Genomic DNA, 13,976 nt, shown 5'->3' on the forward strand with positions numbered 1-13,976 from the left:
ATTGTTCTATTTGTAATAATATCTAAACAATCGTTTAGTTTTAATTTAAAAAAAATGATTTACAAATTTTTGAAAATCATTTCTATATAATCTTCAATTTCTTTATCGCTATTTACTCTAGATGCTGCAGATAAACCGTGTTTTGCTAAAAGTAAATAATTGACTTGCTTTAAAATGGTTTCCTTGTCTTTATCAGAATTTTGGCTAAGCTTTTCAATGAAAATTTCTTTTAAGTTCGTCATAAAAGATTTCATTTGTTCGTTTATAATTTCGTCATTTTTATCTGAAAACTCATTAAAAGTATTGGTTACCAAACAGCCTTTTTGATTACCTTCTAGATTACAAATCTTAATGGAATTATAAAAAAAAGTTTTAATGTCTTCAACACCATTTTTTGAGTTTTTTAATTCTTCAAAAATGGAGTTTACTTTTTTATTATAGCTTTTTAAACTTTCAATAAAAAGACCTTTTTTGTTACCAAAACTAGAGTATATAGAAAATTTATTAATGCCCATTTCTTTTTCTAGCATTTGCATAGACGTAGTTTCATACCCATTTTTCCAAAATAGGTTCATCGCTTTTTCAACAACTACATCTTCGTTATATGCTTTTTTTCTAGCCATTAGTTCTAATTACAGTACAAAACTAAACAATTGGTTAGAAATAAAAAAATGAATATATGATTTAAGCCAAACCTTAACAAAATTTTGTATTTTTTTACTGCTGATAAACTTTTGAAATAAATATAATTTGATGAAACAGTTGCAAACAAAAATTTACTTTTTAGCATACAACCACCAATTCATATCTCTAGTAAGTTTGTAACCTAGTTTTTCATAAATTCCGATTGCAAGATTTCCTTTATTTGTATGTAGAATTGGTAATTTGTTTTCTTTTAAAATTTCTTTTGATGTATAATAAATGAGTTGTTTAGCAAAACCCCTTTTTGTATAATCAGGATGTGTAACTACTGAACTTACTTCAATAAAATCGTCGGTTTGCATTCTTTGACCGGAAATAGCAACTAATTTATTGTCTTTATAAATACCATAAAAATTACCCATCTTAAATCCTTTTTTTTGATAAAACCCTGGCATTACCAACCAAATTAAATTATAAACTTCTTCAATGTTTTTATCTGTTAATAAAACAATTTTTTCGGTGATATTTACATCAACCAAATTTTCTAAAACCATTTGGCAACCGTTTATTTTTTTCTGTAAAACAATTTTTTCTGAATCGATTATTGGAGTTTGTTTTTCTGATACAAAAAAGAAGTTTTCAGTTTTATCAACATATTCTTTTGAGGCATCTGCAGTTTTATTTTCATCTAAAAAAGCACCAAAATTATTTATTTCAGGATTGTAGAAATAAGCACCATCAAATTCTATTCGAAATTTTTTATGTGTTTCTTGTAAAGAATACCAGACCGGATTTTTTAATTTTTCTTCTAGTGTTACCATTGTTTACAAAATTAAAAAACTCGCAGTTTCTGCGAGTTTTTTTTTATAAATTAAATATAAAATATATTAAGATTCTGTTTCTGTTCTAGTTTCAGGCTTCTTTTCACCTTTTACAATATTAATGGTAAGTTCATCTTTTACATCATCAAAATCCATTATAATAGTATCGCCTTCAGTAAGTTTAGAATTTACTATTTCTTCTGCTAATGCATCCTCTATATATTTCTGAATTGCTCTCTTTAAAGGTCTAGCTCCATATTTTTTATCAAAACCTTTATCAGCGATATAATCTTTAGCTTTATCACTTAAATTTAAAGTGTAACCTAAATCAGAAATTCTGTATAATAGTTTATCTAATTCAATATCGATAATAGAATGAATATCTTCTCTTTCTAAAGCATTAAATACAATTACATCATCTATTCTATTTAAGAATTCTGGAGCAAAAGATTTCTTTAAAGCACCTTCTATAACAGATTTTGCATGTGCGTCTGCTTGTTCTTTTTTAGAAGATGTTCCAAAACCAACGCCACCACCAAAGTCTTTTAATTGACGAGCACCAATGTTAGAAGTCATTATAATAATGGTATTTCTAAAATCGATTTTACGACCTAAACTATCAGTAATATGTCCATCATCTAAAATTTGTAACAACATATTAAACACATCTGGATGCGCTTTTTCTATCTCGTCTAATAAAATTACAGAATATGGTTTTCTACGTACTTTTTCTGTTAATTGACCACCTTCTTCATAACCTACATAACCTGGAGGAGCACCAATTAAACGAGAAATAGCGAATTTTTCCATATACTCACTCATGTCAATTCTAATTAAAGAATCGTCAGAGTCAAATAATTCGCGTGCTAAAACTTTTGCCAATTGTGTTTTACCAACACCAGTTTGTCCTAAGAAAATAAATGAACCAATTGGTTTGTTTGGGTCTTTTAATCCAACTCTATTACGTTGTATTGCTTTCACCACTTTTGTAACAGCTTCATCTTGGCCTATTACTTTACCTTTTATCATTGCAGGTAACTCGTGTAATCTATGGCTTTCTGCTTCTGCAACTCTGTTTACAGGAATACCTGTCATCATAGAAACTACTTCTGCAACATTATCTTCAGTAACAATTTCTCTGTTTAATTTAGAGTCATCTTCCCATTGTTTCTGAGCAGAATTTAACGCTGCTTCCATATTCTTTTCATCGTCTCTTAACTTGGCAGCTTCTTCGTATTTCTGACCATTAACAGCTTTTGTTTTCTTATCGCGAATAATTTCTAATTGCGCTTCTAATTCTAAAACTTGTTTAGGCACTACAATGTTGGTAATATGAATTCGAGAACCTGCTTCATCAAGAGCGTCAATCGCTTTGTCTGGTAGGTATCTATCAGTCATATATCTATTAGTTAATTTTACACAAGCCTCAATAGCGTTATCTGTAAAATCAACATTATGATGTTCTTCGTATTTTCCTTTTATATTTTGTAAAATCTGAATGGTTTCTTCAACAGAAGTTGGGTCTACAATTACCTTTTGAAAACGACGCTCTAAAGCACCATCTTTTTCGATATTTGTTCTAAACTCATCTAAAGTTGTTGCACCAATACATTGAATTTCGCCTCTTGCTAAAGCTGGCTTTAACATATTAGAAGCGTCTAAAGAACCAGTGGCACCACCTGCACCAACAATAGTATGAATTTCATCAATAAAAAGAATAATATCATCATTCTTTTCTAATTCATTCATTAAGGCTTTCATTCTTTCTTCGAATTGACCTCTGTACTTTGTACCAGCAACTAAGCTTGCTAAATCTAGAGAAACAATTCTTTTATCAAACAAAATACGAGAAACTTTTCTATCTACAATTCGCAATGCTAAACCTTCTGCAATAGCAGATTTACCAACACCAGGTTCACCAATTAACATTGGGTTATTTTTCTTTCTACGACTTAAAATTTGTGAAACGCGTTCTATTTCTTTTTGACGACCTACAACTGGATCTAATTTCCCTTTTTCAGCCAAATCTGTTAAATCACGACCAAAATTATCTAGAACAGGTGTTTTCGATTTTTTAGTGGTTTTACTTTTTTGAGTTTGCTCAAAAGGATTTGATTTTTCTGATGCATATTCATCATCAGAAGGTGTTTCTGCTATTGGGTTTGTAGGTAAATCCATATCAGTATCATCTACGTGTAATTGTTTGTATAAAGCTTTTGCTTCATCGTAATTTACGTGATATTTTTGAATCAACTTTGTGGTTGGGTCATTTTCATTACGTAAAACACAAAGTAATAAATGAGCTGTATCAATAGCATCACTTTGGTATAATTTAGCTTCTAAAAAAGTTGTTTTTAAAGCTTTTTCTGCCTGTCTTGTTAAGCGTAAACTAGGTTTATCTGTAACTTCTGTAAATGTTGGGTTTGACGGATTTAATTGCTCCAATTTTTTGCGTAAAAGCATTAAATCAACATCAAATGCTGTTAATATTTCTATCGCTTTTCCTTCGCCTTTTCTTATCAAACCAAGTAAAAGATGTTCTGTTCCAATAAATTCGTGGCCTAATCTTAAAGCCTCTTCTTTACTAAAAGTGATTACATCTCTAACTTTTGGTGAAAAATTATCGTCCATATTTCTTTCTATCTAAAATTGATGTGTTGTAAATTTAGTCCTTTTTTTGTCAAAATAATTACAAAAAAGATGCCATTGTAAAAATCTGACAGTTTGACCTGCAATACAAGATAGAAAACTATTGTAAATCAGGCAAATAAAATAACGTTAAAAATTATTAAAAAATGTTGATAACTCTACTGTTTTGAAAGTAGGAAAACCTTTGAAAAAACAGTAAGAAATAGTATCTTGCCTTGTTTTAAAAATTAGATAGTTATTAATAAGAATTATATATGGCAGAAGGCGAAAAGTTAATTCCAATTAACATTGAAGAGCAGATGAAAGCTGCATACATTGATTACTCAATGTCAGTAATAGTTTCAAGAGCATTACCAGATGTAAGAGATGGTTTAAAACCAGTTCACAGAAGGGTTTTGTATGGGATGCACGAACTAGGAATTAAAGCTACTGGAGCTTATAAAAAATCAGCAAGAATTGTTGGGGAAGTGTTGGGTAAATATCACCCACATGGAGATACATCTGTATACGATTCTATGGTAAGAATGGCGCAAGACTGGAGTGTGCGTTATATGATGGTAGATGGTCAAGGAAACTTTGGTTCTGTAGATGGAGATAGTCCAGCAGCAATGCGTTATACTGAGGTAAGAATGCAAAAAATATCAGAAGAAATGTTAGCTGATATTGAAAAAGATACTGTAGACCATTCTTTAAATTTTGATGATACTTTACAAGAACCTACTGTTCTACCCACTCGTATCCCCAATTTATTGGTAAATGGAGCTTCTGGTATTGCTGTAGGTATGGCAACAAATATGGCGCCTCATAACTTAACAGAAGTTATTAATGGTACTGTTGCTTATATCGAAAATAGAGATATTGAGATAGATGAGTTAATGCAACATGTAACTGCACCAGATTTTCCTACAGGTGGTATTATTTATGGTTATGATGGTGTAAAAGATGCTTTTCATACAGGTCGTGGACGAATTGTAATGCGTGCCAAAGCCAATATCGAAGAAGTTAAAGGACGTGAGTGTATTGTTGTAACTGAAATTCCTTATCAAGTGAATAAGGCAGATATGATTAAGAAAACTGCTGACTTGGTAAATGATAAAAAAATAGAAGGTATTGCTAATATTAGAGATGAATCTGATAGAAATGGAATGCGTATTGTTTACATTTTAAAACGTGATGCAATACCTAATATCGTTCTAAATAAATTGTTTAAATACACCCAGTTACAAACTTCTTTTAGTGTAAATAATATTGCTTTAGTTAATGGTAGACCTGAGCAATTGAACCTAAAACAATTGATTCATTATTTTGTTGAGCACAGACATGAAGTTGTTGTTCGTAGAACAGAATATGAGTTGAAGAAAGCAGAAGCTAGAGCACATATTTTAGAAGGATTAATTATTGCTTCGGATAATATTGATGAAGTAATTAAAATTATTAGAGCTTCTTCTAATGCTGATGAAGCAAGAACCAGTTTAATTGAGCGTTTTGAGTTAACAGAAATTCAAGCAAAAGCAATTGTAGAAATGCGTTTGCGTCAATTAACAGGTTTAGAGCAAGATAAATTACGTGCTGAGTATGATGAGATTATGATAACGATTACTGACTTAAAAGATATTTTATCTAATGAGCCAAGACGTTATCAAATAATTACTGATGAGTTATTACATATTAAAAGTAAATATGGTGATGAGCGTAGATCTATTATAGAATATGCAGGTGGCGATATGCGTATAGAGGATATGATTCCTGATACTAAAGTTGTAGTTACCATTTCTAATGCAGGTTATTTAAAACGTACAAATCTTGAAGAATATAAAGTTCAGAATAGAGGAGGAAGAGGTCAAAAAGGAGCAACTACTAGAAATGAAGATTTCTTAGAACATTTATTTGTAGGGACAAACCATCAATACATGATGTTCTTTACTCAAAAAGGTAAGGTTTTCTGGATGCGTGTTTATGAAATTCCTGAAGGTGGTAAAAACACCAAAGGTAGAGCAATGCAAAACTTGATTAATATTGAGCAAGATGATAGCGTAAAAGCATTTTTGGTAACCCAAGATTTAAAAGACGAAGATTATGTAAATAGTCATTACGTAATTATGGCAACCAAAAAAGGACAAGTTAAAAAGACTTCTTTAGAACAATATTCTAGACCAAGAACAAATGGTATTAATGCCATTACTATTAAAGAAGGTGATGAATTATTAGAAGCAAAATTAACAACAGGAGACAGCCAAGTAATGTTGGCTTTAAAATCGGGTAAATCTATTCGTTTTGAAGAAGCCAAAACAAGACCAATGGGTAGAACAGCTTCTGGTGTAAGAGGTATTACATTGCAACATGAAAATGATGAAGTTATTGGTATGGTTGCAGTAAATGACATGGACAGCAACATTCTTGTAGTTTCTGAAAAAGGATATGGAAAACGTTCTAGTTTAGAGGATTATAGAATTACCAATAGAGGAGGTAAAGGAGTAAAAACTTTAAATATTTCTGAGAAAACGGGTAATTTGGTTGCTATAAAAAATGTTGATGATTCTAATGATTTAATGATTATTAATAAATCTGGAATTATCATAAGAATGGCTGTTGAAGACTTACGTGTAATGGGGCGTGCAACTCAAGGTGTACGTTTAATTAATATTAAAGAAGACGATAGTATTGCAGCTGTTGCCAAAGTAATTAATGAAGAGGATGCAGATGATGAAATAGAAAATGGCACGGATATTGAAAATAGTACAAACGAAAATCAAGAGTAACAATAAATTTAAATATAGTAAAATGAAAAATCAAATATTAGCACTTTCATTAGGATTGATGTCAATTGGAATGTTTGGGCAAAAAAATGAACTAAAAGCTGCAGAGAAAGCCATTAAAAAGAATGACTTTAAGACAGCGAAAGCAGCTATTCTTCCTCTAGAAAGTATGGAAGGTTCTATGGATGCAAAGTATCAAGCTAAATATTATTATTTAAAAGGTGCTGCGTATGGAAAATCTAATGTTGAAAAAGCTGCAGAGGCTTACAATAAATTATTTGAGGTAGAAAAAGCAAGTGGTAGTTCTAAATACACTAAAATTGCTACACCAAAATTGAATGAATTAATTCAGTTTGTTTCAGAAAAAGCAATTAAAGCGTATAGTACAGATAAAGATTATAAATCTGCTACTAAAGATTTTTATTTAACGTATAAATTGAGTCCTGCAGATACTACTTTTTTATATAATGCAGCTGTAAGTGCTTCTTTAGACAAAGACTATGATGCTTCTTTAAAGTATTATAATATGTTACAAGACCTAGGTTATACAGGGATTTCTACGCAATACTTAGCTGTTAATAAAGCAAGTGGTGCTACAGAAAATTTAGGTACTAAAGAGAACAGAGATACAATGGTTAAGTTTGGTACTTACATTAATCCTTCTGATAATACTACTGAATCTAGACAACCAGAAATCGTTAAAAACATTGGTTACATTTTAATTAATCAAGGTAAAAATGATGAGGCAATTGTAGTTATTCAAGAAGCTAGAAAATCAAATCCAAAAGATTTAAACCTTTTATTGAATGAAGCTCAACTTTACATTAAATTAGAAAAAATGGATAAGTTTGGTGAATTAATGCAAGAAGCTATTGCTTTAGACCCAACGAACCCTACACTTTTCTTTAATTTAGGTGTTGTAAATCAGAATGAAAAAAATACTGAAGACGCTATTAAATATTACAAAAAAGCAATTGAGTTAAAGCCAGATTATGGTGATGCTTATATGAATTTAGCAGTAGCAATTCTTGCAGGAGAAGAAGCAATTGTAAATGAAATGAACAAAAATTTATCTAATTTTAAAAAGTATGATGAATTAGAAGGTAAACAAAAAGAATTATACAAAGAAGCTTTACCTTATTTAGAAAAAGCAGATGAATTAGGTAGAACAGAAGATACTGTAAAGTCTATTTTAAATATTTATGATCTTTTAGAAATGACTGAAAAAGCAGATGCTTTAAGAGTTATTTATAAAGAAATGAGAGGTCAATAAATAGCATTTTTAATTAGCATAAAAAACCGAAACTTTTAAGTTTCGGTTTTTTTATATCAGTTTTTTAATAACTCTTAGTTTGTGTGTATGCGTGTGTAAATCGTTGTTAAAAATTCCACTATGGTCTAAAGTATCAATTCTAACCTTACCATAAGCGTGAATAATATGGTAATCTTTTAAGATGATACCAACGTGAATAATTTCTCCTTCTTCATTATCAAAAAAGGCCAAATCACCAGGTTCACTTTCTTCTATAAAACTTAAAACTTCACCTTGTTTTGCTTGTTGATGCGCATCTCTAAATAATTTGTGACCACATAGTTTATATATCATTTGCGTAAAACCAGAACAATCAATGCCAAAAGGCGTTTTACCACCCCATAAATAAGGTGTGTTTAAGAATATAAAAGCAGTTTGTATAATTTCATTTTTAGAATGTGCTCCAGAAAAGACCTTTCCTTCAAATTGAAACTTTTTTTCGTTTATAGAAAAATGCTGATTTTCGTAAAAAGGTAAATGAGCACCTAAAGGAATCGTTAATAAATTACCAGAAACGTCTGTAATATAATCAATAACTTCACCAGCATAAATATGAGTTTGATGACTTATTTTATGAAATAATTCTTCGGATATTTCTTCGAATTGTTTGTTATCTATAAAGCCTTCGTATTCATCAAAAGACAATTTAATTTTACTCCAATTCTTATTTTTTTCAAGAATAGTAAAACACTCACCAAACAAAACCTGACTAACCATTTCTGATTGGTCTGTAGATTCTGCTCGTAAAGGAACAATACTTAAATTACAAATTCCGTACAAATTATTTAATAAAATTAGATGCGTTCTATAATTAATGCGCTTGCACCACCACCACCATTACAAATAGCTGCAGCACCAATTTTGGCATTATTTTGTTTTAAAATAGAGGTTAAAGCAATTACAATTCTTGCTCCAGAAACTCCTAAAGGATGTCCTAAAGAAACAGCACCACCATTTACGTTGGTATTTTTATCAGTAATGCCTAATATTTTCATATTTGCTAAACCAACTACAGAAAAAGCTTCATTAAATTCAAAGTAATCTACATCATCAATATTTAAATTTGCTTTTGCTAAGGCTTTTGGTAAAGCTTTAGAAGGTGCAGTTGTAAACCATTTTGGTTCGTGAGCAGCATCTGCATAACTCACTATTTTTGCAAGCGGAGTTAGATTTAACTCAGCCGCTTTTTTAGCAGACATTAAAACCAAAGCTGCTCCACCATCATTTATAGTAGAAGCATTTGCAGCAGTTACTGTTCCGTCTTTTGTAAAAGCAGGTCGTAAAGCAGGAATTTTTTCCATTTTTACATTCTTGTACTCTTCATCCGAAGAAAAAATAATTGGCTCACCTCTTCTTTGCGGAATGGAAACTGGCACAATTTCATCGTCAAATTTACCTTCGCTCCAAGCTTTTGCAGATCTTTCGTAAGATTGAATTGCAAATGCATCTTGATCTTCTCTTGTAAAACTGTATTCAGTAGCACATTCATCAGCACAAACACCCATAGCAACTTTACCATAAGCATCTACTAAGCCGTCTTTTTGCATACCATCTTCCATTGTAATTGGCCCAAATTTAGAACCAGTTCTTGCATATTGATAATGAGGAATCATACTCATATTTTCCATACCACCAGCAACTACAATGTCAGCATCGCCTAAAGCAATAGTTTGTGAAGCTAACATAATCGATTTCATACCAGAAGCACAAACTTTATTTACGGTTGTACAAGGCACAGTATCTGGTATGCCAGCGTGAATTGCAGCTTGTCTTGCAGGAGCTTGCCCTAAACCAGCAGAAACCACATTACCCATAAATACTTCTTCTACAAGATTGGCATCTAAATTAATTTTTTCTAAAGCACCTTTTATAGCTGTTGCTCCTAATATTGTTGCTGGTATGGTAGATAAACTCCCCATAAAACTACCAATTGGCGTTCTGGCTACAGATACAATTACTACATCTTTCATAAATTATATTTAAGGTGATTTTAAAAAAATAATATGCTAAAATAACCATTTTAAATCAAAATGAAATCTTAATAGAATTGTAATTTTTTGGCTTCGTATATTTACTGTAAGTTTGTTTAATAAATAGTATTGTTTATGAGTGATTTAGTAAATAAAATTTATAGGAATAATACCATCATCTATAAGGTTATTCTGTTTTTAATAACCACAATTGCTATCGTTTATTTATTTCCGAAAGGAGGGCAGTTTAAATATGATTTTAATAATGGACAATTATGGAAATACGATAATTTATACGCAAATTTCGATTTCGCAATTCAAAAAACAAACGAAGAACTTGCCTTAGAAAAAAAACAAATTAATGCGAATGCAAAGTTATATTTTCTATATGACACTAAAGTTTCAGCAACAGTAAATGAGAATTTTAAGAATAAAATAGAGCTGATTAAAACAAATGATTCTTTGTCTTTAAGTGATGTAAATCAACTTGAAAAAATTGGGCAAAATGTTATTGAAAAAGTCTATAAGTATGGTTTTTTAGAAGTTGTTAGCGAGAATAGAGTTAACAATAACAATGAAATTATCGCTTTAAAAAAGGATACCGAAGTACAAGATGTTTTATTTAAAAATCTACTAAAATCAAAAGACGTTTTATCGATTATAAAAAGCGATTTAAGTAACAATCTTGATTTGTATAATAAAAATATACTTATCGATATTTTAGCAAAAATTATAAAACCTAATGTTTCTTTTGATAAAATTTATACAGATAAAGTAATTGAGAAAGAAATAAATAATATTTCTTACACAAAAGGAAAAGTAGAAGAAGGAGAATTAATTATCTCTAAAGGTGATTTTGTAGAAGGAAAAAAACTAGCTATTTTAAATTCTTTAAAAAGTGAATCAGAATCTAAAGTCTGGACAGATTCTAATTACAATTGGATTGTTTTTGGATATACTATTTTAGTTTCTTTAGCCTTACTGATGCTGTTATTGTTTTTGTTTAAATATCGATTAGAAATCTTTGAAAATAATAACAAAGTAACCTTTATCTTTTTTAACGTATTTGCTATTATATTTATTCAGACTTTGGTTATCAAATATAATTCTGAGTATTTATATGTTGTACCCTTAAGTATTTTGCCAATTATTATAAAAGCCTTTTTTGATGCTCGTTTGGGGCTTTTTACTCACGTTTTAACAGTATTGCTTTTAGGTTATATTGTTCCTGATAGTTTTGAGTTTATTTACCTACACATTATTGCAGGTATTGTAACCATTCTTACGGTTTCTGAATTGTATAAAAGAGCCAATTTGTTTATTTCTGTTGCGCAGATTACCTTAATTTATATGCTTACTTATTTTGCCTTTTCCATTATAAAAGAAGGTAATGCATCACAAATAAACTTGACTTATTTTATGTTGTTTGCTGCAAATGGCTTGTTGTCGTTTTTGTCGATTATCATTATTTATATTTATGAAAAATTATTTGGACTCGTTTCTGATGTTACTTTATTAGAATTATCGAATACGAATACCAAATTGTTAAGAGAATTAAATGAAAAAGCACCAGGAACATTTCAGCACTCTATGCAAGTTGCCAATTTAGCAGAAGCAGCTGCAAATGAAATTGGTGCAAATTCTATGTTGGTAAGAACAGGTGCTTTGTATCACGATATAGGTAAAATGTTAAATCCGAAGTATTTTATAGAAAATCAATCAACAGGTGTTAATCCGCATAACGATTTATCGCCAAGAGACAGTTCTACTATAATTACCAATCACGTTATAAAAGGAGTAGAGGTTGCCAAAAAATACAATTTGCCAGATAGAATTATCGATTTTATTAGAACACATCATGGAACAAGTGCAACTTATTATTTTTATAAGAAAGAGCAAGAACTAAATCCTGATATTAAGGTTGATATTAAAAAATTTCAATACCAAGGCCCAATTCCTTTTTCTAAAGAAACTGCAATTTTAATGATGTGCGATGCAGCAGAAGCTGCTTCTAAAAGTTTAAAAAATCCTACAGCTATATCTATCAGCGATTTAATTGATAAAATTATAGATAAACAAATGGGCGATAATCAGTTTTTAAATTCTGATATTACCTTTAGAGAAATTGAAGTGATTAAAAAAGTAATCAAGAAAAAGTTGATGAATATTTATCATTTAAGGATAGAATATCCTGAATAAAAAAAAGTAGCATAAAAAATGAAAAAAGTTTTGGTAAATTATAATTCTAGTATTACATTTGCACTCGCAATTTATTTCAAGCAATCGATGTTTGAAATTTTTGGAGAGGTGGCAGAGTGGTAATGCAGCAGATTGCTAATCTGTCGACCTTTTTGGTCGCCAGGGTTCGAGTCCCTGTCTCTCCGCAAAATTGCACTCGGGGTGTAGCGTAGCCCGGTCATCGCGCCTCGTTTGGGACGAGGAGGTCGCAGGTTCGAATCCTGCCACCCCGACACTGTTTTCGTAGAAACATAAAAACTACGGGCTCTTAGCTCAGCTGGATAGAGCACCTCCCTTCTAAGGAGGCGGTCGAAGGTTCGAATCCTTCAGGGCTCACTTAAACCTTCACAGAAATGTGGAGGTTTTTTGTTTTTAATAGGTTTTGTAAGGGTTTAGGGGATCAAGTTTAAAAGTTGTGTTTAGGCAAAAACTTGTGTTAATCTAAACAGGAAGAATTCTACATTTCTGACACCTCTGAACTAGGTTCTAAAAGCTTTAATTTTCGCATTGAAAGATTCTGCGGATGCATTTGTGCTTCTATTGATAAAATAGTTTAGGGTATTCTTATATTGAAAGTTTAAAATGTACATCAGAAAAAAAACATTAGAAAAACAATAATATAAGTAATCTGCTTATTGGGTAATCTGTATTTTGATAATATCTTTACTGTCTAGTTAAGTAACACATATTTAATTACAAAACATAAAAACATTAATTAATCTATAATTCCCCCGATTATGAAAAGAGATTATAAAAAACACTTCATTATTTTACTAATTTGTGCACTTGGTATGTACGTTTCTGGTAAAAATTTAATAACCATTGAAAGTATTAGAACTTTATTAGATGGATTAAATGCAATGACCTTCTTTACTTGCTTTTTCCCCTTTGTAATTAACGCATTAATTTTAGTGCGCAAGAGCTTAAGAATGTTAATAAAAATTGCAACACATTAAAACTTCAGTAATCCCCCCTATAAAAACTGAAGTGTTATTGATTATTTAAATGTGTTCTTTAACCCCTAAAATGTCTGTAAACAGAAACTAAAAATTGAGATATTATTTTTAGTTTCTGTTTTCTTTTTGCATCTATTTTAGTGAGGTATATCTTACATAGAAAGATTATAATACCTTCAAATTCAATAATTAACTTTAGGATAGAAATAAATCTACAAAACCTCAATAAATCAGTCCAAAATTCGGTTGGCTTTTATAAAGGTTGCACCTTTCAAAAATATTGTAATTCTCAAAATAGATTATGTTAGAATTTGGAAAGAAAAAATAATATTGAAAGGAAAGAATTTATAAGTAACTAGACTTTTTTAGATATGAAAAATATCGATATAAAGTTAATGTTAGTTGTCGCAATTACCACAACTTATGGTCAATACAAACTGTAAATAAAAAACTATTCAGGAGACACTGCTGCTATGGAGTTTAATTTTGATAATAAAAAAAATAATGTAAATAAATTAGAAAATTTGATAGAAATAACTTTTATAATTATCAGATAATAAGAGTGGTTACTACAATCTATGAATACTCATTAAATTATGATACATTTGTTAACTTCAGATTAGGTTTTTTAA

Annotated in this window: 9 protein-coding genes, 3 tRNA genes and 1 pseudogene; 7 read left to right on the top strand and 6 right to left on the bottom strand. The window is 30.2% G+C overall.

All coding sequences use genetic code 11. From position 1 onward, the window contains the following. Positions 1-59 precede the first annotated feature (59 nt). The 3 genes from BW723_RS10585 to BW723_RS10595 form a co-directional block, all read right to left on the bottom strand. Positions 60-623, bottom strand: coding sequence for a TetR/AcrR family transcriptional regulator (locus BW723_RS10585; protein WP_068365146.1), 564 nt, complete (start codon positions 621-623; stop codon positions 60-62). A 153-nt stretch (positions 624-776) separates the two neighbouring features. Continuing rightward, positions 777-1,463, bottom strand: a complete 687-nt coding sequence (locus BW723_RS10590) for a GNAT family N-acetyltransferase (protein ID WP_068365143.1) — start codon at positions 1,461-1,463, stop codon at positions 777-779. A 66-nt stretch (positions 1,464-1,529) separates the two neighbouring features. Continuing rightward, positions 1,530-4,094: an ATP-dependent Clp protease ATP-binding subunit gene (locus tag BW723_RS10595; protein ID WP_068365140.1), complete on the bottom strand. Its 2,565-nt coding sequence runs from the start codon at positions 4,092-4,094 to the stop codon at positions 1,530-1,532. Between the two features lie 272 nt (positions 4,095-4,366). On the opposite strand from BW723_RS10595, the gene gyrA reads away from it, so the two are divergent. Beyond that, the gene (gyrA, locus tag BW723_RS10600; RefSeq protein ID WP_068365137.1) at positions 4,367-6,871 is read left to right on the top strand and encodes a DNA gyrase subunit A; all 2,505 of its coding nucleotides are present in this window, start codon (positions 4,367-4,369) and stop codon (positions 6,869-6,871) included. A 22-nt stretch (positions 6,872-6,893) separates the two neighbouring features. Continuing rightward, positions 6,894-8,141: a tetratricopeptide repeat protein gene (locus BW723_RS10605; RefSeq protein ID WP_068365134.1), complete on the top strand. Its 1,248-nt coding sequence runs from the start codon at positions 6,894-6,896 to the stop codon at positions 8,139-8,141. 51 nt (positions 8,142-8,192) lie between these two features. Here BW723_RS10605 and BW723_RS10610 read toward each other — a convergent pair whose 3' ends face one another. Then, the gene (locus BW723_RS10610) at positions 8,193-8,960 is read right to left on the bottom strand and encodes a C40 family peptidase (RefSeq protein WP_068365131.1); all 768 of its coding nucleotides are present in this window, start codon (positions 8,958-8,960) and stop codon (positions 8,193-8,195) included. 14 nt (positions 8,961-8,974) lie between these two features. Further along, positions 8,975-10,150 (bottom strand): acetyl-CoA C-acyltransferase, encoded by a 1,176-nt coding sequence (locus tag BW723_RS10615; protein ID WP_068365128.1) that lies wholly within the window; start codon positions 10,148-10,150, stop codon positions 8,975-8,977. Between the two features lie 135 nt (positions 10,151-10,285). Between BW723_RS10615 and BW723_RS10620 the strand changes: the two genes are divergently transcribed. From BW723_RS10620 to BW723_RS10635, 4 genes are all read left to right on the top strand, one after another. Further along, entirely contained in the window at positions 10,286-12,349 is a 2,064-nt protein-coding gene (locus BW723_RS10620; protein WP_068365125.1) for an HD family phosphohydrolase, read from the top strand. Positions 12,350-12,451: 102 nt separating this feature from the next. Continuing rightward, positions 12,452-12,534: transfer RNA gene (locus BW723_RS10625), tRNA-Ser, on the top strand. 12 nt (positions 12,535-12,546) lie between these two features. Beyond that, positions 12,547-12,621, top strand: a tRNA-Pro gene (locus BW723_RS10630). A gap of 29 nt (positions 12,622-12,650) precedes the next feature. Continuing rightward, a tRNA-Arg gene (locus BW723_RS10635) sits at positions 12,651-12,724 on the top strand. A gap of 143 nt (positions 12,725-12,867) precedes the next feature. Here BW723_RS10635 and BW723_RS18110 read toward each other — a convergent pair. Further along, positions 12,868-12,948 (bottom strand): annotated as a pseudogene (locus tag BW723_RS18110) (transposase); the annotation flags it as partial. 177 nt (positions 12,949-13,125) lie between these two features. On the opposite strand from BW723_RS18110, the gene BW723_RS10640 reads away from it, so the two are divergent. Beyond that, entirely contained in the window at positions 13,126-13,344 is a 219-nt protein-coding gene (locus tag BW723_RS10640; protein ID WP_068365122.1) for a hypothetical protein, read from the top strand. Positions 13,345-13,976: the final 632 nt, after the last annotated feature.

This window comes from Polaribacter reichenbachii (genome assembly GCF_001975665.1).
Lineage (GTDB): Bacteria > Bacteroidota > Bacteroidia > Flavobacteriales > Flavobacteriaceae > Polaribacter > Polaribacter reichenbachii.